We start from the raw sequence: 25,632 nt of genomic DNA on the forward strand, positions 1-25,632 counted from the left end.
TGATTTGAAGATTAATCAATTTGAAGATTTGAAGATTCATTTTCAAATTCTCAAATCATCAAATTTTCAAATTAATAAAGTTCATTGACATATTGAGATAAGAAAATATTTAAAAAGTAGAAAGCGTTTGCTACTAGTAATAGTGGTAAACAAAAAACAACGGCACATTTAATTATGTGTTGGGTACAATAAGCAAAATAAGGGCGTATGGGGGATGCCTAGGCTCTCAGAGGCGATGAAAGGCGTGATAAGCTGCGAAAAGCTACGGGGATTGGCACACACGAATTGATCCGTAGATACCTGAATGGGGCAACCCGGCATGTTGAAGACATGTCACTCCGATAGGAGAGCAAACCCGCTGAACTGAAACATCTAAGTAGGCGGAGGAGAAGAAAACAAAAGTGATTCCGTAAGTAGTGGCGAGCGAACGCGGATTAGCCCAAACCAGTGTTGTTACGGCAATTCTGGGGTTGTAGGACCACGACATTTCTTGCGGATTGAATTAGAATAACCTGGAAAGGTTAACCACAGAGGGTGATAGTCCCGTATAAGTAAGAGAAGATAAGGATAGTGGTATCCTGAGTAGGGCGGGGCACGTGAAACCCTGTCTGAATTTGGCGGGACCATCCGCTAAGGCTAAATACTCCTGAGAGACCGATAGTGAACCAGTACCGTGAGGGAAAGGTGAAAAGAACCGTGAATAACGGAGTGAAATAGATCCTGAAACCATACGCTTACAAGCGGTCGGAGCCCTTTCGTGGGGTGACGGCGTGCCTTTTGCATAATGAGCCTACGAGTTAACGTTGCTGGCAAGGTTAAGTGATTAAGTCACGGATCCGTAGCGAAAGCGAGTCTGAATAGGGCGCTTTAGTCAGTAGTGTTAGACGCGAAACCGTGTGATCTACCCATGGGCAGGATGAAGCTGTGGTAACACATAGTGGAGGTCCGAACCGGTTGACGTTGAAAAGTCTTCGGATGACCTGTGGGTAGGGGTGAAAGGCCAATCAAACTCGGAAATAGCTCGTACTCCCCGAAATGCATTTAGGTGCAGCGTTGGTTATAAAGTTATATAGAGGTAGAGCTACTGATTGGATGCGGGGGCTTCACCGCCTACCAATTCCTGACAAACTCCGAATGCTATATAATGTTCACCAACAGTGAGGGCTTGGGTGCTAAGGTCCAAGTCCGAGAGGGAAAGAACCCAGACCATCAGCTAAGGTCCCAAAATCTATACTAAGTTGAAATAACGAGGTTTGTCTGCCCAGACAGCTAGGATGTTGGCTTGGAAGCAGCCATTCATTTAAAGAGTGCGTAACAGCTCACTAGTCGAGCGGACGAGCATGGATAATAATCGGGCATAAGTATAGTACCGAAGCTATGGATTTGTATGTAAATACAAGTGGTAGGGGAGCATTCTAACAGGGTTGAAGGTGTGTCGTAAGGCATGCTGGACTGGTTAGAAAAGAAAATGTAGGCATAAGTAACGATAATGCGGGCGAGAAACCCGCACACCGAAAGACTAAGGTTTCCTCAGCTATGCTAATCAGCTGAGGGTTAGTCGGGTCCTAAGGCGAACCCGAAAGGGACAGTCGATGGCTAACGGGTTAATATTCCCGTACTACTGTTAATTGTGATGGAGTGACGGAGTGATGAAAGCGCCGCGAACTGACGGAATAGTTCGTTAAAGCACCTACCTATAAGTCTTGTAGTTAAATGCGCAGGATTTGGGGAAATGCGATAGTACACGGAGTCTTCGGACAAAGTGATAGTGCGCCTAAGGGCTTCCAAGAAAACCTTCTAAACTTAGATTAACAGTACCCGTACCGTAAACCGACACAGGTAGTCGAGGAGAGAATCCTAAGGTGCTCGAGAGATTCATGGCTAAGGAATTAGGCAAAATAGACCTGTAACTTCGGGAGAAAGGTCGCCCTCAGTAATGAGGGCCGCAGTGAAGAGGTCCAGGCGACTGTTTATCAAAAACACAGGGCTCTGCAAAATCGTAAGATGAAGTATAGGGCCTGACACCTGCCCGGTGCTGGAAGGTTAAGAGGAGATGTTATTCGCAAGAAGAAGCATTGAATTGAAGCCCCAGTAAACGGCGGCCGTAACTATAACGGTCCTAAGGTAGCGAAATTCCTTGTCGGGTAAGTTCCGACCTGCACGAATGGTGTAACGATCTGGACACTGTCTCAGCCATGAGCTCGGTGAAATTGTAGTAGCGGTGAAGATGCCGCTTACCCGCAATGGGACGAAAAGACCCTGTGCACCTTTACTATAGCTTAGTATTGGTCTTGGATAAGTGATGTGTAGGATAGGTGGGAGACTATGAAGTGGCGTCGCCAGGCGTTGTGGAGTCATTGTTGAAATACCACCCTTTGCTTATCTGAGGTCTAACCCCGTAATTCGGGGGACATTGCTTGGTGGGTAGTTTGACTGGGGTGGTCGCCTCCAAAAGAGTAACGGAGGCTTCTAAAGGTTCCCTCAGCACGCTTGGTAACCGTGCGTAGAGTGCAATGGCATAAGGGAGCTTGACTGAGAGACATACAGGTCGATCAGGTACGAAAGTAGAGCATAGTGATCCGGTGGTTCCGCATGGAAGGGCCATCGCTCAAAGGATAAAAGGTACGCCGGGGATAACAGGCTGATCTCCCCCAAGAGCTCATATCGACGGGGGGGTTTGGCACCTCGATGTCGGCTCGTCACATCCTGGGGCTGGAGAAGGTCCCAAGGGTTGGGCTGTTCGCCCATTAAAGTGGCACGCGAGCTGGGTTCAGAACGTCGTGAGACAGTTCGGTCTCTATCTATTGTGGGCGCAAGAAATTTGAGTGGATCTGATTCTAGTACGAGAGGACCGAATTGGACAAACCTCTGGTGTATCTGTTGTTCCGCCAGGAGCACCGCAGAGTAGCTACGTTTGGAAGGGATAAGCGCTGAAAGCATATAAGCGCGAAACCCACCACAAGATGAGATTTCTTTTAAGGGTCGTAGGAGATGACTACGTTGATAGGCTATAGATGTAAAGGCAGTAATGTCATAGTCGAGTAGTACTAATAACCCGTAAGCTTATGTACACCGCTTGCGCCCCTTCGGGGGCGCAGCAAACTTTCTTTCTTTTTAAACAATTTTTATCTCAGTATGTTAAGATATTCTGTATTGTTGGTTGATATCAAGTCAATCACCCTTGCAAAACGCCTTAAGGTGGTTATTGCGTCGGGGCTCACCTCTTCCCATTCCGAACAGAGAAGTTAAGCCCGACTGCGCAGATGGTACTGCAGTTATGTGGGAGAGTATGTCGCTGCCTTTTTTTAGAAAGTCCTCATCATTTAGTTGATGAGGATTTTTTTGTTACCTATTATATCATCCCTACGGGATTGGCGAACTAAAGTTCGCGTACCTACCTGCCGGCAGACAGGCTTTTTTTAGAAAACACTATTCATTTATTTGGATAGGGTTTTTTGTTTTATAAGGTTTTGATAAATCAAAACTACCTGAAGCCCACTGGCCTTCCTCCTCTTAATATCAAAGATTTTTTGTTTTCAATACGGTGGACAAAATGTTGAAGCATTGGAAAACAAAATGTCGACGCATTGGAAAACAAAATATTGTAGCCGCGTCAACAAAATGTCCAAGCCGCTTCGATAAAATGTTCAAGCTGCGTCGACAAAATGTTGAAGCCTTAGTATTACTTTCTTTTTAAATTCCGAATTTAATGCCTTAAACTTTAATTGATTTTTATATCAAAATCTTCTCAACAGCCTCCACCGTCGTAGCATGATACCTCGATTTCGCCTTTGCATAAATCTGTTTGGCCCATGTTTTTCCTTCGGGAGTTTTAACCATTTCTTTATAAAGCGGCGTTAACGATCCAGTTCGGCTATAGTTTGTTAGGAATTGTTCAATGGCTGGATAGGCAAATTTGTACTGATGCTGAATGGCTATAATAAACCATTGCCGTTTTACTACAAAATTACCTTCATTGGTAAACTTGAATTCTTTGTCGATAGCTGTCATTTCTTTAACGGTCATATCTTTTGGCAGGTAATCGATGAAATGTTGTTTCTCGTTAGTCGATTTTATTTTTTGACCTAATCCTTTAACTCCGGTTTTTCTCCATGTTTTTTGGATGCTGTCAATGGTATTAAAATCTTCGGAAACGGGAGTGATTACGTTGGATGGGATTCCGGTTTTGTATATCCAGTCGTTTAGTTTTATTTTATCGGCTAAAGACTTGTCTCCCTTGATTAGATTTTTATTGAAATAATCAACAAAATCCTCTGTAGTTATCGATTGAAAGGCGTGATCATTGTAGTAATTGGTCAGGAATTTATCAAACGTTGCACGGCCAACAGCTGCTTCTATGGTTTGAAGAAAGGCATATCCTTTTTCATAAGGAATATCACTTAAGCCGTCATCGGGATTTTTCCCTGAAGTGTCTACTTTCAGCCTTGAATCCGGGCTGTCTTTTCCTATTTCATCTAAATTGACTTCCCATACTTTTCGGCTTAAAATGTCTTGCATTTTGGCTTCTTTTACTCCAAAAACTTCTTCACCAATACGGTGTTCTACATAGGTTGTAAAACCTTCATTTAGCCAAATGTCATCCCAAGTGGCATTGGTAACCAAATTTCCACTCCAACTGTGACCTAATTCGTGTGCAAGTAAACTCGTTAAGGAACGGTCACCCGCTAAAACAGTAGGTGTTAGGAAGGTTAAGTTTGGGTTTTCCATTCCGCCATAAGGGAAACTTGGTGGCAACACTATCACATCATATCTGCCCCAGCGATAAGGACCAAATAGTTTATCGGCGGCGTTGACCATTTTACCTAATTCGGCAAATTCCCATTTGGCTTTATTTATTACGGAATGTTCGGCATAAACTCCGGTTCTGTTATCAATAGATTTGAATTCGACATCACCTACAGCAATTGCCATTAAGTAAGATGGAATAGGTTTGTCTTGTTTGAAAGTATAAACACCGGTATTGTTTTTCTGTTTTGGATTTACAGCACTCATCAAGGCTATTAGGTCTTTAGGCACGGTAACTTTAGCATTATAGGTAAAGCGAACGCTGGGAGAATCTTGGCATGGAATCCAGGTGCGTGACCAAATGCTTTCGCCTTGAGAAAATACAAATGGTTTCTTTTTGTCGGCTGTTTGTTCCGGTTTTAACCATTGTAATGCCACGCCGTCTTTTGTGGTGTTGTAATAGATGTTGACTCTGGTAGTGTTGGGTTCTATAGTTATATGAAGTGGTTTTCCGTGGAATTCAAAGGAGTCGCCCAGCTTGAATTGGGTTTCTTTTTCGTCATCGCCTAAAGTCACTTTGGAAATATTCAAAGTGTTTTCATCAAAGATGATTTCGTTTCCTTTGGAACTATTATCAATTTGCCACGAAGCTTTTCCCGAGATCGTTTGGGTATTAAAATCAACTTTGATATCTAAATCCAAATGTTTGACCACCGCTTCAACTGGATTTGAAAAGGAATGAATATCTTTTGCTGTTTGATTTTGTGGAGTTGCTTCTTTTTTCTGGCAGGCAAATGTTACTATTAATAGTATTAGGAAATAGGTTTTTTTCATTTTTGATGTTTTATACCTTTCAAAAAATAGGTAAAATTATATGGGCGTGAATTTATTATTATTTTGTTTTCTTTGCGACTTAGCGAGATGTTTTTTCACGCAAAGACGCAAAGACGCAAAGACGCTAAGGTATTTACATTATCCTTTTGTTGAATGTATAAATAAAAAAATCCCGTTTCTGAGTGAATTTATTTCTATCTACATTTCTTTGCGCTTTTGCGACTTAGCGAGATGTTTTTTCACACAAAGACGCAAAGGTATATACATTATCCTTTTGTTGAATGTATAAATAAGAAAATCCCATTTCTGAGTGAATTAATTTCTATCTACATTTCTTTGCATCTTTGTGACTTAGCGAGATGTTTTTTCACGCAAAGACGCTGAGCCGCGAAGGTATATACGTTATCCTTTTGTTGAATGTATAAATAAAAAAATCCCATTTCTGAGTGAATTAATTTCTATCTACATTTCTTTGCGTCTTTGTGACTTAGCGAGATGTTTTTTCACGCAAAGACCCTGAGACGCAAAGTTTGAAAATAAATAAATCCCGTTCTGAATTTCAAAGCGGGATTTATAATTGTTAATACGAATAGGCTCTTATGCCAACATCGTAACCGGATTTTCTAAATACTGTCTCAATGTTTGCAAGAATTGTGCTCCTGTAGCTCCATCAACCGTTCTGTGGTCGCAAGCTAAAGTTAGCATCATGGTGTTTCCAACAACAATCTGACCGTTTCTTACTACCGGTTTTTCTTCGATAGCACCTACAGACAAAATCGCTGAGTTTGGCTGATTGATGATAGAAGTAAACGATTGTATTCCGAACATTCCTAAGTTAGATACTGTGAATGTGCTTCCTTCCATTTCGGCTGGTTGTAGTTTTTTGGATTTTGCTTTTCCGGCTAAATCTTTTACGCTACTGCCTATTTGTGTTAACGTCATTTGGTCTGTAAATTTCAAAACAGGTACTACTAATCCGTCTTCAACCGCTACAGCAACTCCAATATTAACATGGTGGTTGATGATGATGGCATCAGCTTGCCATTGTGTATTTACTTTTGGATGTCTTTTTAACGCCATTGCACACGCTTTGATAACCATATCGTTGAAAGATACTTTTGTATCCGGAATGGTATTAATCGTTACTCGTGATTTCATGGCTTCATCCATTGCAATTTCTACTGTTAAATAGAAATGTGGCGCAGTAAAGATGGATTCCGATAGACGAATCGCAATGGTTTTACGCATTTGCGAATTTTTAACCTCTTCTGTTGACGTTTCTCCAGCTGGGACAAATGGTCTTACAACAGTTGTTTGTTGTGTGTTGTCTGTTGTCGGTTGTGTAGCTTGGCTTGGAGCTGAAGCTGAAGGTGTAAAGTTCTCCACATCACTTTTCGTTATGCGACCGTTTTCACCTGAACCTTTTATTTGAGAAAGATTAATTCCTTTGTCCTTAGCAATTTGTTTAGCTAAAGGTGAAGCAAAAATTCTATCTGATGAAGTTTCTTCTACAGTGTTTTGAGTTGCAGCAACTGGCGCACTAGCAGTATCAGGCGTTGAAGTTACTGGTGCAGCTCCACCTTTTGCATAATTTTCGGCTATGCCTGTAATGTCTGTTCCTGCAGGTCCGATGATTGCTAAAACGCTATCCACTGGTGCTGATTGTCCTTCATTAATTCCGATGAACAAAAGCGTACCTGTGTTGAAAGATTCAAATTCCATCGTGGCTTTGTCAGTTTCAATTTCGGCAAGGATGTCGCCTTCTTTTACTTCGTCACCCACTTTTTTCAACCAAGTGGCTACCGTTCCTTCGGTCATTGTATCGCTAAGACGGGGCATAGTTACTACTATTACTCCTTTTGGAAGAGAGGCTGTTGTTGGTTGTGCGTTGTCGGTTGTCGGTTTTACTTCAGCTGGAGCTTCTACCTTTTCTTCAGTTTTTGCTTGAGCTGGCGCGGTAGCAGCACCTGAAATTAATGCGGAAATATCTTCACCCTCTTTCCCGATGATGGCTAAAAGTGAATCAACTGAAGCGGTTTCACCTTCTTTAATTCCGATATATAATAAAGTACCGTCATTGAAAGATTCAAATTCCATGGTAGCTTTATCCGTTTCGATTTCCGCTAGTATATCACCTTCTTTTATAGTATCGCCCACTTTTTTTAACCAAGTAGCAACAGTTCCTTCTGTCATTGTATCGCTCAAGCGAGGCATTGTTATTATTGTTGCCATAATTTATAGTCTGTGAGGGATAAAAGGATAATTTTCTTGTTCGTAAACCACATCATACAATTGTTGTATTTCCGGGAAAGCAGATTCTTCGGCGAATGTGGCACATTCTTCTACTAAATCTTTTACTCTTTGATCAATAGTTTCAATTTCTGCATCCGTTGCATAGTTGTTTTCTTTGATGATATCTAATACTTGCGTAATTGGGTCAATTTTTCGGTATTCTTCTACTTCGTCTTTTGAACGGTATAATTGTGCATCTGACATTGAGTGACCTCTGTATCGGTAAGTCTTCATTTCTAAGAACGTTGGTCCGTCACCTCGACGTGCTCTTTCCATAGCTTCGTGCATTGCTTCGGCCACTTTTACCGGATTCATTCCATCTACTGGTCCGCATGGCATTTCATAGCCCAAACCTAATTTCCAAATATCGGTATGGTTTGCGGTTCTTTCTACAGAAGTTCCCATAGCATAGCCATTGTTTTCACAAATGAATACTACTGGTAATTTCCATAACATTGCCATATTGAAAGCTTCGTGTAATGAACCTTGACGTGCAGCACCATCACCAAAATAGGTAAGTGTTACACCACCGGTTTCAAAATATTTATCTGCGAAAGCCATACCGGCACCCACTGGAATCTGAGCTCCAACGATACCATGACCGCCATAAAATCCGTGTTCTTTTGAGAATATGTGCATAGAACCGCCCATTCCTTTGGAAGTTCCTGTTACTTTTCCAAGTAGTTCAGCCATTACTCTTCTTGGGTCAACACCCATTCCGATTGGTTGCACGTGATTGCGATAGGCCGTAATCATTTTGTCTTTTCCGCCTAAGTTCATAACGTGTAATGCACCCGCTAAAACGGCTTCCTGACCATTATATAAGTGAAGAAATCCTCTAACTTTTTGTTGAATATAAAGTGCTGCAAGTTTGTCTTCAAACTTTCTCCAAAGTAGCATGTCTTCGTACCACTTTAAATAAACCTCTTTTGTTACTTCTTTCATTTGTTACTTTTTGATAAAGCGTTATTTAGTTGTAAATTATATTTCAACGCAAAATAGTTCACTCACACACAAATTTGCGAAAGGCAAAAGTAAAACATTCCGACTAAGAAGTAAAATTTAAAAGAGTAATTTTTATCTTTTAAAGGAAGTTTTTATCGAAACTTAAAGGAAGTAAATTTTTGATTGAATCAGACCTATAAACTTCACCTGTTTCACCCATAAAATAGATTTCTATTGGTGTGTTTTGTTTGAATTCATATTCTGAAATGGATTGTCTACAACCGCCACAAGGTGGAATAGGAGTAGTTGTTTTATTAGTATCCGATGCTGCAGAAATAGCCATTTTTATAATTTTGGCATCAGGATAAATAGCACCTGATTGAAAAATAGCCACTCTTTCGGCACAAAGCCCAGATGGATAAGCGGCGTTTTCTTGGTTGGAACCTAAAACAACCTTTCCATTATCTAAAAGTAATGCTGCACCCACTCGGAATTTTGAATAAGGAGCATAAGCATTTTTTCTGACTTCGATGGCTTGTTGCATTAGTGTCTGAACATCTTGCGGAAGTTCTTCAACTGATTGGAATGCTGTAAACGAGGTTTTAATTTCTATTTTGTTCATTTGCTACTTATTGCGGAAAAAAAATCCAAATCTCTTTTTTGAAATTTGGATGTTATTTTTATCATTTGCTAAACTATTAATAATCGTCGTATTTATCACCAAAGTTAAACGATAATGAGAAACGAAGTGTATTTTCTAATGGGTTTTTCACTTTTGAGGCAGAGAACAAATAGGAAACATCTACTTTAACTACATTATATTTAAATCCTGCGCCAAGTGAGAAGAACTTTCGGGCTCCTTTTATTGGACTTTCGTGGAAATAGCCTAAACGGAACGCGAATGAATCCTGGTATAAATATTCTGTACCTACAGAATAGGTAAATTCTTTGAGTTCTTCACTAAATCCACCTGGTGCATCTCCAAAAGAAGAGAAAATACCAGAAACCCAATTGATTTTATTGTAATCAGCATTGTTTTGAGCTCTCAAATCAATTTCTTCTTGAGTTGTTATTAATCCATCACCATCTAAATCGGCACTTTTTGGTGTTGGCACTAAAAGTTTTGCAAACTCAACGCTTAAAGATACTTTGTTAAAATCATCAAGAATAAAATCATAACCTCCACCTATTCTCATATTGGCAGGTAAGAAGTTAGCACTATTATCGTCAGATGAACCGGCATCATAATTAATTTTTGGCCCCATGTTTTGGAAATTGAAACCTAAACGTAAACGACCATTGAAATCAGAAAAGGCAGCTTCTTCACCTACATAATACCCTGCGACATCAACGGCAAATGAACTTGCTGGTTTTGAATCAGTAGATTCTCCGGATGGAATTCTTAAGGCGGAACGAATGTATCTACCGGCAACAGCCATTGAAAAACTAGGGCTAAGTTTAAGTGAATAAGAACCGTCAAGCGCTAATTCATTAGGTTTAACGATTTGAGCCGGATCATCAGCATTTTGTCTTAATTCTATTTCACCTAAACCAAAGTAACGTAAACTTACTGCAAAGGCATTTCTTCCTTCATCTCCGAAACGATTATAATAAGTAGCTTGTCCTAAGGAAATATCATTAACTAAATCCGTTAAATAAGGGGTATAACTTGCCGTGAATCCTTGTTTGTCGATAGCAAATGTATATTTTGCAGGATTCCATTGTTGTGAAAAAGCATCTGGAGAAGTAGCAACTCCTTGGTCTGCCATACCAGCAGCACGAGCATCGGCAGCTACTAAAAGAAAAGGAACACCAGTTGTTATAACCCGGCTATCTTGCTGTGCATTGATATATTGTAATGAGGCTATTAAAAAGAGTATTGTGAATTTTTTCATTTTCATTTTTGTAAAAGTTAACAAATATAGTATTTTCCTAAAGTATAACAAGTTTTTCTATTTTTTCTGCTTTTTTATTCGATAAAGTGGACTTTACAGTCAATTTATAGACGTAAACACCTTTACCAATTCGGTCACCAAAATCATCTTTACCATCCCAAGTTATTTCTCTTGACAGAAAACCATCAGTAGTTACGGTTTGATTTTTTGTCCAAACAATTTTACCTGTGATTGTCATCACTTGTACTTGTACTTCCAGAGGTTCAAAAGGTTTGTTGTGCGAAAACCAAAATTCGGTATAACTCACAAATGGGTTTGGATAATTTAGCACATGCTCAAGAGCAATGTTTTCATCACCAACTACCACAAATTGAATTTCGGCTGTGATTGGATTATTATAGACATCCCAAGCTTTAAAGGTAATTGTGTGTAAACCGACCGCTAAATTTCGGAAAGGAAAATAAACCTTACCTTTTGTATAATCATCTAATTCGGTTTGATAATAATCGTTCATAATGTATGGTTTTGTTTCATCTCCATCAAGAACACCTATAATATCATGACCTATTCCGCTTGCAGTATTTATTCCGTGTTCATCTTCCAGTTTGGCTAAGAAAAAGGGCGATTTATTTGTGATGCCACCATTTACAAATGTTTCATCATTCATATATAGTTTAACGGTTGGACCAGTGTTATCGGCTGTAGCACTTGTATTTATTCCTCCAATTTTAATATCAGTATTTTGTCCGTATTTGTCTAACAGAATCTGATTTCGTTTGGCATAAAAACTAATTCTTCCATTCCCAACAGGAATTCTAATATCTCTCGGAACCACAAAACCGAACTCAAAACGACCATTTGTCACCGAGGCATTTCCTCTAAAAATAGTTTCGCCTAAATTAGTAAAAGACATAGCTGGACTGTTGTTGTCGTTGTTAAGCGTTGTTCGGATTACATTTTTATCAAAAATATTGACTGATAAGTCACCATTATAGGTAGGCAGTTGATTGTTGTTTTCGTCTAAAACTTGTCCGGTTAATTTTATAAATGCCAGCGATTTAAAATCATCAATTGGTCCGTTTACAGGTATGTCATTTACTTTGGTTAAAACCACTCTTGGCTTTGGAATGGCTAACATTAGAGCAGGATCACCTAAATAAAACACAACGTTACTAGCGGTAGTTGAATTAGAATTCTTAGCCAGACGAAGTGCCTCTGCAATAGAGGTATATTGATCACTATTGTATGAAAATAAATATTCGGCTAACTTGTCATTAAAAATTTCTGCATTTGGTTGGTCTATGGAACGAATAGTAGTAATCATTGAAATAGCACCTCCTTTTGGATTCCAATAAGTGTATTCACCGGCAGTTGGACGATACGGGTTATCAAATCTTGAAAAATCACAAGTGATGGTTATGAATAATGGGTATTTGTATCGGTTGCTCAAATTTTGCCCGTCCGATTTTTCCCAAATACGTTCACCGGATAAACCATCTTCGCCTCCATGACCTAAATAATTGAAAACTAATGCGCCTTTTTCAAAAGCAGCAAAAATTTCTTCTCTCGCTTTTGGATATCGTTTTCCGCCTGCTGAAGTATCTTGCTCATAAGAATCTAATAATATTTTTTTGAAATTTATAAATGGCTTTTCAGCAACAATAACATCGGCAAGATTGTTTTGCTTGTATTGCAATGTGGCATCAGCAATTTTGTCTGAATCATCTGCTATAGCTACATAATTGGTTCTCCAACTACCATAAGATTTCAAATCATGGTATTCAATTACTTTGTTTACCATTTCCTCGGCTTGTTGGGTAGTGCTAACAATCATTCGGCCAACAGCGATATCAATTCCGCCCAAATCAAAAATAATATTAGTGCCACCATTGTATGAAGAATTACTGTAATCTAATCTGCCTTCATCATCATCCATCATACCAAAAAAATCATCTGATGCAAATGAATACTGAGATTCTGTGTAACTATTTAATGCCTGATATATTGGTACAATATTGGTATTGTTTGCAATTCGGTCTTTAAAATCATAGGATGCATCACCAAAGATGTTTACATATTTTACTCGTTCTCCAGCTGGAGCATTGAAATAAACGTATTTCACAAAATTTCTAATGGCACCAATATCTTGTTTTCCGGAACCAAATTCGGGATAGATAGTTTCTAAATTCACCACTTTCACATTCAGATTGGAGTAACTTCTGTGAAAAGCGGCTAATTTTTCGGCTTGTGCGTTTAAAAATTTAGGTGTAATAATTAAATAATCAATTTTCTGCCATTGCCCTTGCGCATTGTTAAAAATGGTTCCTTTTAGATTTTGGTTATCCACTTTTGATTTTGAATCTTTTGATGGTGAATAATAATCGGAATTATCAATAGCAATATATTTTCGAACTTCTCCTAAATAGGATTTGAAAGAAAACGTGCTTAATGTTGTATTTTCTGTTTTGGTAACATTAAATCTGTCGGTGACATCCCAAACTTGAGATATTGACGAAGCATTAGAAAGTTGGTATTCCCCAACGCCAGGTAATCCATTTGCTTGGTCAAATTGAAATTGAAATTGTTTACCAAATGCCTGAAGATTTCTTTTAGCTTTGATGTTGATGTAATCTAAATAGCCTCTTGAACTTGGAACGCCACCATTGTCAAAAGTTACTTTGATTGTTACATCTTCGGCAGATATAGTAGCCGTTGAAGAGAAATTACTTTCTTCAACTACAGCATCACTTCCACTTCCTGGGTCGAGAGCGATATTTCCGACCAATTGTGAGTTGGCTTCTATTTTAAAATTATTGTTAGTAGAAGTTACTGAAGCAACATGCGTTTTTATTTCAATAGGCGTTGAACTTACAATGTTTGGAAATTTAAATTTAAATTCTTGTTCGTTGTCTACACTAAAACTTTCACCAAACCAAACTCTTCCTAATTTTTCAACATTTACTTCATCAACTTCATGAAACTGATAATCGTCAAAAGTGTTTATTATTGTTGTAGCGCTCTCAGTTGGTTGAGTCATGTCAATAATTCGCTTTCCATCATCGCCTTGCGCTGTTACATAATAATAGGACTTGTCAGTATAAATATTTAAGCTGCTTTTGTAGTCATCATTCCACTTATCCATTCCTTCTGCATAAAAGAGAATAAAATCCTGATTGTCAAAAACACCATCACTTTCGCCAATAAACTGAATGGCGTTTTCGGTTAAATCTATAGGATAGTCTGCAGAATTCAGAAGTGGTAACATTCTTCCTCCATTGCCATAGATTTTTATTTTTCTTGGATCTACATTAGTGTCAAGCCCTAAACTTTGAAGAAAACTTTTGGTGATTTTGTATACGCCTGATTTTTGGACATAAAAGCGATACCAATTTCCCGAACTCAAAACCGAGTTTTCAATAGCTGTTGTAGTATTTGTTGCAGCTTGTGCTTTTGAAGCGTTTTTTTGAATGGTATAACTAAATGAAATTAATTTTTTAAAAGAGTTTCCTTCTTTTATTATTGGAGTAAGTATGATTTTACCATAAAATTTATCCCTTGCAGTATAGCTTTTAAATGATGATTTAAAACTAGTAGGAATGTTTTTTTTAGCAATATCGCCAAGTTGACTTTCTAAAATGGGCTCAAAAATGAGATTAGTTATTTGTACAGCATCTGGATTATACTTGTTTGCAAGTGGTATTGTCAAAGAATAGGATACGGTTTTGGAAAAAACGTCAAATTCGTAATTTTGAGCATTAAACTGCGGTACCATATAGGAAAAACGACCAAAAGACAACTCTTTTTTGTCTGTCCAATTCAATGAAACGTTTCCTTGTTCTTGAGCAATAGCTAAGAAAGTGCTCAAAAACACTAAGCAAATAGTAATAATCCTTTTCATAGTATACAGTAAACGTGTTTTTTCGAAAATTAGTATAAAAAAACAAAAAAAATTTTTTTTTTGAAACAAAATACAATAAAACAACTAATTTTGCGTTAAGTATAATATTAGCTTACAAGCAGCGAATTTAGTACTAATTAAAAAAAGTTATTGCAATTTAATTGTAAATAGTTATATTGCGCCTCGAAATTTATACCTACTATGAATATGAAAGTAAACAAAATTATAGCAGTAAAATTATTACTATCGTTAGTGATAATGGTCGGTTTTGCTAGTTGTAGTAAAAAATCCGACTCTAAAGGTGGTTCCAAAGCTACCGGCTGGAAAATCAACGACAAAAAGGGAGGTTTCCAATATGCTTCTAAATTTAAAAAGCAAGCCACAGGACCAGGTTTAGTTATGGTTGAAGGAGGAACATTTACCATGGGTAAAGTTCAGGATGACGTAATGCATGATTGGAATAATACACCAAATCAACAACACGTTATGTCTTTCTACATGGATGAAACTGAAGTAACCAATATGATGTATATGGAATACCTGAATTGGTTGAAAACAGTTTTCCCACCAGATCAAGACAATTACAAAAACATTTATGAAGGTGCTTCTCCTGATACATTAGTATGGAGAAACAGATTAGGTTATAATGAAACAATGACTGAAAACTATTTGAGACATCCAGCTTATGCAGAATATCCGGTAGTTGGAGTTAATTGGATTCAGGCAACAGAATTTGCTAAATGGAGAACGGATCGTGTCAACGAAAAAATTCTGGAAGACCAACGTTATTTGAAAAAAGACGCTAAAGTTACTGAGATGACTGCCGATAAAGTTTTCAGTACTGAGGCATATCTTGCTTCACCATCTACAGCAAAAGGTGGAGATGAAAAGTTAGTTTTGAAAAAAGGAGCCGGAAGAGGTACTGCGAAACCAAGTGCAAAAGGAACTACTCCAGGAGCTAATAATACTGCAGGAAACAGTGCTAAAAATGTTTATGCACAAAGAACTTCTGGTTTAATTTTACCAGAATACAGACTACCAACAGAAGCAGAGTGGGAATATGCTGCTGCTGCTGACGTGGGACAAAGAGAATATAATGCTTACAAAGGTCAAAAGAAATATCCTTGGTCAGGAAGTTACACTCGTTCAGGGAAAAGACAAGTTAGAGGTGATCAATTGGCTAACTTCAAACAAGGAAAAGGAGATTACGGTGGAATTGCAGGTTGGTCTGATGATGGTGCTGATATCACTAACAAAGTTAAATCATACCCACCAAACGATTTCGGATTGTATGATATGGCAGGAAACGTTGCCGAATGGGTTGCCGATGTTTACAGACCTATCGTTGATGATGAAGCAAATGATTTCAACTACTACAGAGGAAACGTTTACATGAAAGATAAAATAGGTGAAGATGGAAAAGTAGAATTGGTTACTCCTGAAACTCAAAAATTTGACACATTATCAAATGGTAAAATTGTATCAAGAAACTTCCCAGGTCAAATAGCTCAAGTGCCTGTTGATGATAAAGAAACATATTTGAGACAAAATTTTGACAAATCAAACAACATAAATTATCGTGATGGTGATAAACAATCAACAAGATATTTCAAATTTGGTGGTTCAGAAGAAGGTGATGAAAAGGGTAAATTGAGAGATGATCAAAGAATGTATGATTCTCCAAAACACAACGTGTCTACTGATAGTTTAGGTAATATGGTTAAAAAATATGACCGTTCTAACAAACGTACAACTTTAGTTAATGATGATGTTAGAGTATACAAAGGTGGTTCATGGAGAGACAGAGCTTATTGGTTAGATCCTGCACAAAGAAGATATTATCCACAAGATATCGCTACAGATTACATCGGATTTAGATGCGCTATGTCTAGAGTTGGTGCCAAAGCTGACAAAAAGAAAAGAGCCAGAAACTAGTTTTTAGTTTTATGAATAATAACAAAAAAGCCCTAATTTTAAGGGCTTTTTTATTTTAACTATTTTGCACAATGAACATTCAAACTATTCACGATTTATTCTTAAAATGTAATAAAGTTTCAATTGACACGAGAAAAATTGAACCCAAGTCTTTTTTCGTTGCCATTAAAGGTGAGCGCTTTGATGCCAATACTTTTGCCAAAGAAGCATTAGAGAAAGGAGCAAGCTATGTAATAATTGATAACGCAGACTATTATATTGATGATAGAACTATTTTGGTTAAAGATAGTTTGGAAACACTTCAAGCCTTAGCCAAGTTTCATAGACATTTTTTAAATGTTCCCATTGTTGCTCTAACAGGAAGTAACGGAAAAACAACTACCAAAGAATTAATCAATGTGGTGCTTTCGAAAAAATTCAATACAATAGCAACCGTTGGAAATTTAAACAATCACATTGGTGTTCCATTAACGCTTCTTTCTTTTACTGGCGAAACAAAAATTGGTATAGTTGAAATGGGTGCCAATCACCAAAAAGAAATTGAATTTTTATGTGAAATCGCACAGCCAGATTATGGTTATATTACCAATTTTGGCAAAGCACATCTGGAAGGTTTTGGTGGAGTAGAAGGCGTAATAAGAGGGAAAAGTGAAATGTATACTTTTCTGAAATCTAATAATAAAACGGTTTTTGTAAATCTTGATGATGAAATTCAAAATCAAAAAACAAAAGATTTTAAGAGAATTACCTTTAGCCAAAATGATAACAGTGCAGATGTTTTTATAGAAAGCGTTACCGCTAATCCATTTGTTAAAATCAAAACGGCAGGAGTTGAAATCAATTCGCATTTAATTGGACTCTACAACGCTAATAATATAAATGCTGCGATTACTATAGGAAACTATTTTGGAGTTTCTATTGATGATATAAAAAATGCCATCGAGAGTTATATTCCCGAAAATAATCGTTCTCAACTATTGACAAAAGGAACTAACGAAATCATTTTAGATGCTTACAACGCTAATCCGAGTAGCATGATAGTAGCGTTAGAGAATTTTGTTCAATTAGACAAAGCGAACAAATGCATTATCATTGGCGATATGTATGAGCTTGGTGAAGAAAGTCTGGCTGAACATAAAGCTATTGTCAATTTTTTGAATCAAAATAGTTCATTTGAATGTCACTTTGTAGGCAAATATTTTTTTGCTAATAGTATTCAAAATGAAAAGTTCCATTTTTATAATACATTCGAAGATTTTGCCAATTACTTATCATCAATGAAAATAGAAAACAAAACACTTCTAATAAAAGGCTCCAGAGGAATGGCTTTAGAGCGGACTTTGGACTATTTATAAAATTAAAACGCCACAAGAAATTAATAATTATCTATTTCAGAATAGCAAGTTGATTAATCTCGAACTTTTAATTATTAAAATTTCTATCGAATAAATGAGGATAATTGATTATAAAATGGATTAACTGTTATATATTTATTTTTTACAAAATTTTAAAATAAAATTAGGTAAATCCGAAAATAATTATGAAGTTTGACAAATCAAAACAGAAATACAATGAATTTAATGGCATGCAATATATGTAAAATGATGTGTAGCGTTACACAGAGGTTTGTTATTGCATAATTTTAAATTTTAAAATATATACAATGAAACCTCTGCAAACCGCAGAGGTTTTTTGTTTTAATAATAAAATGATTAAAAATGAATTCTCAAATAAATAAAATTATGATGTGTTGTTGTATGATGTGCTTGTGCGCACCTCCTTGCTATTATCAAAAGCGAACGACCTTATCATAGTGAAATTCTATTATAAAAGTCCTTTTGATATAAAACTCAAAAGGACTTTTTTAGTTTCAGTACGTTATAAATTAAATTAAATACAATGCAAAATCAATTTTTAGAAAGTTTGGAGAGTCAGACTGATATTGAAGAAGGCTTGAAGAATCTTTCAAAGCAAGTAAGTGGAAAAATTGTTTTTTCTACAAGTTTTGGAATTGAAGATCAGGTATTGTCACATATAATATTTCAAAATAAAATTGAAAATATTGAAGTATTCACTTTGGACACAGGTAGACTTTTTCCGCAAACGTATGCTGTTTGGGACAAAACCCTTTTGCAATACAATGCAACTATTAAAGCCTACTATCCAAGCAATGAAAAAGTAGAAAGTTATGTTAATACAAACGGAATAAATGCTTTTTATAATTCGGTTGAATTGCGAAAAGAATGTTGTTTTATCCGAAAAGTGGAACCATTAAACAGAGCTTTAAAAAATGTCTCTGTCTGGATTACCGGTTTGAGAGCTGAACAATCAGACAACCGAAGTAACTTAAAAAAAATAGAATGGGATGAAGAACGGCAACTCTACAAATACAATCCATTATTAGATTGGACAACAGAAGAAGTTGTCAATTATCTCAAACAAAATGGAGTTCCTTACAATACGCTCCACGATGAAAACTTTGTTAGTATTGGTTGTGCGCCTTGTACCAGAGCGACACAACCTGGAGAAGATTTTAGAGCAGGACGATGGTGGTGGGAAGATAAATCAAAAAAAGAATGTGGATTACATAGATAATTAAAAATAAAATGCAATGTCAAATACAAATCATTATTTAGAACAGTTAGAAAACGAAGCAATCTACATTCTTCGGGAAACCGCAGCACAATTTGAAAAACCTGCTCTATTATTTTCAGGAGGAAAGGATTCGATAGTGTTAGTTCATTTAGCATTAAAAGCGTTTAGACCAGGTAAATTTCCATTTCCATTGGTGCATATTGATACAGGCCATAATTTTCCTGAAGCTATTGCTTTTAGAGATTATTTGGTAAATCAAATAGGGGAAGAATTACTTGTAGCATCAGTTGAAGATAGCATTAAAAAGCACAATTTAAAAGAAACCACAGGACGATTCCCATCAAGAAATTCACTTCAAACGTATGCATTGTTAGAGATTATTCAAGAAAATGAATTTGATGCCTGCATTGGCGGCGCTCGTAGAGATGAAGAAAAAGCGAGAGCAAAAGAACGAATATTTTCGGTTAGAGATGATTTTGGACAATGGAATCCAAAGTTACAACGACCTGAATTATGGGATATTTTGAACGGAAAGGTACAAAAAGGAAACAATGTTCGTGTTTTTCCAATAAGCAATTGGACTGAATTAGATGTTTGGAATTACATTCAAAAAAACAATATCGAGCTACCCAACTTGTATTTCGCACATGAAAGAGAATGCATAGTGCATAATGATAAATTAGTGGCAACGTCAAAGTTTATTCAACCTATAGAAGGAGACATTATTGTCGTAGAAAAAGTACGCTACCGAACAGTTGGAGATATGACTTGCACTGCTGCTGTTTTATCAAATGCGACTACCATTCAGGATATTATAGATGACATTATAATTACAAAAATTAGCGAAAGAGGACAAACTCGTTTAGACGATCAACTTTCGGAAGCGGCAATGGAAGACAGAAAGAAACAAGGCTATTTTTAAAAACAAAACAATGAACACATTAAGATTTATAACCGCAGGAAATGTTGATGATGGCAAAAGCACTCTGATTGGCCGATTACTATACGATTCTGATAGTATTCACACCGACCAGTTGGGTATTTTACAAAAACAGACCAAATTAAAAAATGTTGATATTGATTTATCATTGATTACCGATGGTCTTCGTGCCGAAAGAGAACAAGGAATTACTATAGATGTAGCCTATAAATATTTTGCTACCAAAAAAAGAAAATTCATTATTGCAGATGCGCCCGGACACGAGCAATATACTCGTAATATGATTACTGGAGCTTCCAATTCGGATGTTATTATTGTTTTGATAGATGCTCGAAAAGGGATTACAGAACAAACTAAACGTCACGCCAGTATTGGTTCGTTAATGGGAATTAAAAAGATTATTGTAGCAGTAAATAAAATTGATTTAGTGAATTATTCTCAATCAATATTTGAGCAAATTAAAACCGACTTTGAAAAATTGAAATCGGAATTAAACTATAACGAAATCCATTATATTCCTTTGAGTGCGTTGGCTGGAGATAATGTAGTAACGGTTTCAGAAAATATAAACTGGTACGATGGCGAACCATTATTAGCTATTTTGGAAAAAATAAATCCAGATACTACTCAAAATTTAGACTCACGTTTTCAGGTGCAGTTAGTTATTCGTCCAAGAGATGAAGAAAATCACGATTATCGAGGTTATGCTGGTTTGGTATTAAGCGGGATATATAAAACTGGAGACACAGTAACGATACTTCCAGCTCATTTGGAAACTAAAATTGTCAAAATTGAAAAAAATCTGGAAGAAGTAACTGTTGCCGCAGCTGGTGATAACGTAGTACTTCATTTTGAAAACAATATTGACATTAGTCGTGGAGACACCGTTGTTTTATCAAATAAACTACCAACGGAATCAAATCAAATTAAAACTTGGATTTCTTGGTTAGACACTACGCCACTCCATTTAAATAAGACGTATTTGTTGCAACATCGCTTTAGAAATGTTAGAGTAAAAGTGCAAAATATAGATCAAAAATGGAATGTTAACGATTGGAAATTCACCCAATCAGATGAAATTAAGTTAAATGACATTGCTCAAATAACCATTAAAACAAGTCAGTCTTTATTTTTTGATTCTTTTGATGAAAACCCAAAAACGGGCAATGCGATTTTAATTGACGAAACTACTTTTAATACTGTTGGATCCTTAATGTTTTTATAATATGTCATATACAATCTACATAAAAAATCAAGAACGGGCTAAAAGTCCAATTGATAAGAAACAAGTCGAAAATTGGGTTGATGAACTAGTCAATTGGTTATTCGATATTAATCAGGAATATAATAATTATAGGTTTTTTCAAAATAAAGAAAAACTGATTCATATACAATTACAAGACATCTTGGCAAAAGTAGTTGACGATACCGATGAAATTTTAGTGTATTCTAATTATTTTTTTGATCAAATTGAACATTTGCATTATGTTCTCAATAACGATTTAGAAACAATTGTCAATTTTGACCCAGCTGCAAAATCAAAAGAAGAAGTACTCATTGCTTATCCTGGTTTTTTTGCAATAACAGCTTATAGGATTGCAAATATTTTTTGGAAATTAGGTATACCAATTATTCCAAGAATCATTTCAGAATATGTACATAGCCGTACAGGAATAGACATACATCCGGGTGCTGAAATAGGTGAAAATTTCTTCATCGACCATGGAACAGGAATAGTAATAGGCGAAACGACTAAAATTGGCAATAATGTAAAGATTTATCAAGGCGTAACCTTGGGTGCATTATCGGTTTCAAAAGAAAACGTTTCTGTAAAACGTCACCCAACCCTTGAAGACAATGTAACCATTTATGCTAATGCTACTATTCTTGGCGGAAATACCATAATTGGAGCAAATTCAATAATTGGAGGGAATGTGTGGATAACACAATCGATACCTCAAAATTCATTGGTATATCATAAAAGTGAAATCGAAATAAAAAAGAAAAGTGATTTCCCAGAACCTTTAAATTACGTTATATAGATAAAGCGTGTGGTCAATGACCAAAAAAATTAGGAAGTGAAACTTAAAAATAAAAGAAAATGACTAGAGCCCGGAAGGCGACAGCATCGAACACCTTAACAAAATAAAATCAAGTGAGATGAAAGCAAACAACATTCTAGAAACCATTGGAAATACACCAATTGTAAAAATCAACAAACTATTTGGCTCAAATAAAAATGTTTGGATAAAATTAGAAAAAAACAATCCCGGAAACAGTATTAAAGATAGAATTGCTTTGGCAATGATTGAAGACGCTGAAGCAAAAGGATTGCTTAAACCAGATAGCGTAATAATTGAACCTACTTCAGGAAACACAGGTATCGGATTAGCACTTGTTGCTGCAGTAAAAGGGTATAAAGTTATATTGGTAATGCCTGAATCAATGAGTGTAGAACGTCGAAAATTAATGGAAATCTACGGAGCAACATTTGATTTAACTCCTCGTGAGAAAGGAATGAAAGGCGCTATTGAAAGAGCAGCCGAATTGGTAAGCCAAACGCCTAATGCTTGGTCTCCACAACAATTTAATAACCCAGCCAATATAGCGATTCACGAGAAAACAACAGCTCTGGAAATTTTAGCCGATTTCCCAAACGGATTAGATTATATAATTACTGGAGTAGGAACAGGTGGCCATATTTCGGGCGTAGCAAAAGTTATTAAAGCAAAATATCCTGATGTAAAAATAATTGCTGTTGAACCCGAATTATCCCATGTATTAAGTGGAGGTGCTCCTGCACCACATCCCATTCAAGGTATCGGAGCTGGTTTTATTCCTGAAAATTATAAAGCTAATTTAATTGACGAAGTAATTCAAGTTAGCAAAGATGACGCGTTTGAGTTTACCCGAAATATTGCTAAACAAGAAGGAATTTTAGTCGGAATATCAACCGGAGCTTCATTGGCTGCTGTCTCCAAAAAAATACAATCATTACCTGATGATGCTGTGGTCTTAACGTTCAATTACGATACGGGAGAGCGTTATCTTTCTATAGAAGGATTGTTTTAAAAAAAACGAAAATGAAAAATAGTTTAGGAAAAGTAATTCTGGCTGGTGCCGGTCCAGGTGATCCTGATTTAATTAGCGTCAAGGCATTAAAATACTTGCAAGCGGCGGATGTGATATTAACAGACCGTCTGGTTTCTCCAATTTTAATTGAAGAAAATGCAAGAAAAAATGCTGTTGTGATTTATGTAGGGAAACAATGTTCAAAAGGAATTCATACTCCGCAAGAAGACATTAACGAACTTATGGTGGAATTCGCACTTCAAAATAAATTGGTTTTGCGACTTAAAGGTGGTGACGCTTCTTTGTTTTCTAACATTTTAGATGAATTAGAAGTATTGGTAGCCAACAACATTCGCTATGAAATCATTCCCGGAATTTCCGCTGCATTTGGTGCTGCTGCTTACACAGGAATACCATTAACGGCAAGAGAATTTTCTCGCGGTGTTCGGTTTTTAACATTGTATGATTTAAAAAATGTTGCTCAAAATCAGTGGACAGATTGGGCAGCAACAGAAGATACTTTGGTATTCTATATGTCAGGTCAAAAACTTTCAACTTTAACTAGCTATTTATTAGACAATAATATTAATCATAATAAAGGTTTGGCGGTAATACAACAAGCAACTACTCCAAATCAAAAAACACAAATTTTTAGTTTTAAGGAACTTTCAAAAAATAATTTACCAGAATTTGAATTTGTACCAACACTAATTATCATTGGCAATGTTGTAAATCTTCATAAACAATATGCTTGGTTTATAGAAAGTAATGCTAAAGATTCTTATTTCGATAACCATAAAACCAACTATCAAAATGCTGTCTGAAACTAAACTAGCGTTGTTACACCAAATTATCCAAGATGCAACAACTGAGGAAATCATATGGACTAAAGGCTATTTGGCTGGTTGTTTAGATAAAAATGCAAACGATTTATCCAATTCAAATCAATCATTACTGTCAAATGTATCTGTCAAACCGTTAATTATATATGGAACAGAAACCGGAAATTCCAAAAAAATAGCCATTCAATTATTGTCGAATTTTAAGAAGAATAAAATTCAGGCAAAAGCCTTAGATGTATTTCAATTTGATGTTGCCAAATTAGAAAAAGAAACTTTGATTTTGTTTATAATAAGTACACAAGGCGAAGGTGAATTTCCACAAAACGCGGTTGCTTTTTATGACTATTTGAAATCAACCAAAATCAATTTAAACAATCTTTCGTTTGCCGTTCTAGGATTAGGCGATACATCCTATCCGCTATTTTGTAATGCTGGAGTTTTGTTGGATGAAGTTTTAATTGAAAAAGGAGCCAAACGATTACTGCCTTTAGCGAAAGCCGATTTAGATTATGCAGATACTGTTATTGCATGGGAAAATGATTTGAAAAGTGTATTTCAAAATCAAGATCCTATAAAAACAGAAATCAAGACTGTCGTGCCAAAGTCGAATCACAAAAAAAATTACAGTGGGCAAATCAGTCACAAAATAGTTCTAAATGATAGAGAATCTAATAAAGAAACGTATCATATTGAAATAACGTCAAATGATGAAATAGTTTATGAGCCGGGAGATGCTTTAGGGATTTTTCCAAAAAATAATGAAGCAGAACTAAAAGCCATCGCTGTTTATTTTGATGAAGATAATTATTCGGTTTTAACAGATAAAAATATAAAAGGCTTATCTAAAAAATCGCTAGAAGCTTTATCCAAAGTTTTGGACATTGTTGTAGAAGAAAATAAAGCAGATTTGTTAGATGTCATTAACAAATACCAACCTAAAAAAGTGAAATTGGAGGAAATAGTTGCTTTACTTCATCCCATTGCACCTAGATTATATTCTATTTCTTCTTCCTCAGAAGCGCATGATGGGCAAGTTCATTTAACGGTCAATTTGAATAAATTTAAAGTAGGAGCTGTAATAAAATCAGGATTGGCATCTCACTATTTAGCTGATTTTCCTTTACATACAGAATTGGAATTTTACATCCACAAAAACAATAATTTCCGATTGCCTTCTGATGAAACTGATATTATTATGATTGGACCAGGAACCGGAATTGCACCATTCAGAAGTTTTATTTCTCAAAGAGATGTTACTGGCGCTGAAGGAAAAAATTGGTTGTTTTTTGGAGAACAACATTTTGTTTCCGATTTCTATTATCAAACCGAAATTCAGGAATGGATTGGAACCGGAATTTTAACAAAATTAGATACAGCCTTTTCGCGTGATCAAAAAGAGAAAATATATGTACAAGATAGAATCCGGCAAAAAGCTACTGAATTTAATAATTGGTTAGAAAATGGGGCTAGTCTCTATCTCTGCGGACAAAAAGCCCCAATGAGTATTGATGTAGAAGCCGCAATTGTAGAAGTTATTGCTGCCGAAAGAAACATCTCTAAAGATGCCGCAAAACAGGTTTTAGAAGATTTAGAAGCAGCAGGAAAATATCAAAAAGACGTATATTAAATTATAGAAAA

The 25,632-nt window shown here is 36.3% G+C and carries 15 protein-coding genes and 2 rRNA genes; 11 read left to right on the forward strand and 6 right to left on the reverse strand.

Going from position 1 to position 25,632, the window contains the following annotated elements:
- Positions 1-186 precede the first annotated feature (186 nt).
- Both QWY90_RS03470 and rrf read left to right on the forward strand, forming a co-directional pair.
- Positions 187-3,071, forward strand: a 23S ribosomal RNA gene (locus QWY90_RS03470).
- Positions 3,072-3,194: 123 nt separating this feature from the next.
- A 5S ribosomal RNA gene (rrf, locus tag QWY90_RS03475) occupies positions 3,195-3,304 on the forward strand.
- A gap of 428 nt (positions 3,305-3,732) precedes the next feature.
- Here the strand turns inward: rrf and QWY90_RS03480 are convergent.
- The 6 genes from QWY90_RS03480 to porU all read right to left on the reverse strand — a co-directional run bounded on the left by QWY90_RS03480 (position 3,733) and on the right by porU (position 14,610).
- Entirely contained in the window at positions 3,733-5,580 is a 1,848-nt protein-coding gene (locus QWY90_RS03480) for a M1 family metallopeptidase (RefSeq protein WP_290284454.1), read from the reverse strand.
- A 597-nt stretch (positions 5,581-6,177) separates the two neighbouring features.
- Positions 6,178-7,812, reverse strand: coding sequence for a dihydrolipoamide acetyltransferase family protein (locus QWY90_RS03485; RefSeq protein ID WP_290284455.1), 1,635 nt, complete (start codon positions 7,810-7,812; stop codon positions 6,178-6,180).
- A 3-nt stretch (positions 7,813-7,815) separates the two neighbouring features.
- Complete coding sequence (gene pdhA, locus QWY90_RS03490) at positions 7,816-8,817, reverse strand: pyruvate dehydrogenase (acetyl-transferring) E1 component subunit alpha (protein ID WP_290284456.1); 1,002 nt, start codon at positions 8,815-8,817, stop codon at positions 7,816-7,818.
- A gap of 139 nt (positions 8,818-8,956) precedes the next feature.
- On the reverse strand, positions 8,957-9,439 hold the full coding sequence (gene cdd, locus QWY90_RS03495) for a cytidine deaminase (protein ID WP_290284457.1): 483 nt from the start codon (positions 9,437-9,439) through the stop codon (positions 8,957-8,959).
- Positions 9,440-9,515: 76 nt separating this feature from the next.
- Complete coding sequence (porV, locus tag QWY90_RS03500; protein ID WP_290284458.1) at positions 9,516-10,712, reverse strand: type IX secretion system outer membrane channel protein PorV; 1,197 nt, start codon at positions 10,710-10,712, stop codon at positions 9,516-9,518.
- A 37-nt stretch (positions 10,713-10,749) separates the two neighbouring features.
- Positions 10,750-14,610: a type IX secretion system sortase PorU gene (gene porU / locus QWY90_RS03505; RefSeq protein ID WP_290284459.1), complete on the reverse strand. Its 3,861-nt coding sequence runs from the start codon at positions 14,608-14,610 to the stop codon at positions 10,750-10,752.
- 207 nt (positions 14,611-14,817) lie between these two features.
- Here porU and gldJ point away from each other — a divergent pair, with 207 nt between their 5' ends.
- The 9 genes from gldJ (at position 14,818) to QWY90_RS03550 (ending at position 25,621) form a co-directional block, all read left to right on the forward strand.
- The gene (gene gldJ, locus QWY90_RS03510; RefSeq protein ID WP_290284460.1) at positions 14,818-16,545 is read left to right on the forward strand and encodes a gliding motility lipoprotein GldJ; all 1,728 of its coding nucleotides are present in this window, start codon (positions 14,818-14,820) and stop codon (positions 16,543-16,545) included.
- A 71-nt stretch (positions 16,546-16,616) separates the two neighbouring features.
- Positions 16,617-17,900, forward strand: coding sequence for a UDP-N-acetylmuramoyl-tripeptide--D-alanyl-D-alanine ligase (locus QWY90_RS03515; protein WP_290284461.1), 1,284 nt, complete (start codon positions 16,617-16,619; stop codon positions 17,898-17,900).
- Between the two features lie 544 nt (positions 17,901-18,444).
- Positions 18,445-19,140 (forward strand): phosphoadenylyl-sulfate reductase, encoded by a 696-nt coding sequence (locus QWY90_RS03520; protein ID WP_290284462.1) that lies wholly within the window; start codon positions 18,445-18,447, stop codon positions 19,138-19,140.
- Positions 19,141-19,156: 16 nt separating this feature from the next.
- Entirely contained in the window at positions 19,157-20,062 is a 906-nt protein-coding gene (gene cysD / locus QWY90_RS03525) for a sulfate adenylyltransferase subunit CysD (RefSeq protein WP_290284463.1), read from the forward strand.
- 10 nt (positions 20,063-20,072) lie between these two features.
- Complete coding sequence (locus tag QWY90_RS03530; protein ID WP_290284465.1) at positions 20,073-21,305, forward strand: sulfate adenylyltransferase subunit 1; 1,233 nt, start codon at positions 20,073-20,075, stop codon at positions 21,303-21,305.
- Between the two features lies 1 nt (position 21,306).
- Positions 21,307-22,122, forward strand: a complete 816-nt coding sequence (gene epsC, locus QWY90_RS03535) for a serine O-acetyltransferase EpsC (protein ID WP_290284466.1) — start codon at positions 21,307-21,309, stop codon at positions 22,120-22,122.
- 118 nt (positions 22,123-22,240) lie between these two features.
- The gene (gene cysK / locus QWY90_RS03540; RefSeq protein ID WP_290284467.1) at positions 22,241-23,152 is read left to right on the forward strand and encodes a cysteine synthase A; all 912 of its coding nucleotides are present in this window, start codon (positions 22,241-22,243) and stop codon (positions 23,150-23,152) included.
- Between the two features lie 11 nt (positions 23,153-23,163).
- On the forward strand, positions 23,164-23,976 hold the full coding sequence (gene cobA, locus QWY90_RS03545) for a uroporphyrinogen-III C-methyltransferase (RefSeq protein ID WP_290284469.1): 813 nt from the start codon (positions 23,164-23,166) through the stop codon (positions 23,974-23,976).
- On the forward strand, positions 23,921-25,621 hold the full coding sequence (locus tag QWY90_RS03550; protein WP_290284471.1) for a diflavin oxidoreductase: 1,701 nt from the start codon (positions 23,921-23,923) through the stop codon (positions 25,619-25,621). Before cobA ends, QWY90_RS03550 begins: the two co-directional genes overlap by 56 nt.
- The last annotated feature ends 11 nt before the right edge of the window (positions 25,622-25,632 follow it).

The sequence above is a fragment of the Flavobacterium paronense genome (assembly GCF_030409795.1).
Classification (GTDB): Bacteria; Bacteroidota; Bacteroidia; order Flavobacteriales; family Flavobacteriaceae; genus Flavobacterium; species Flavobacterium paronense.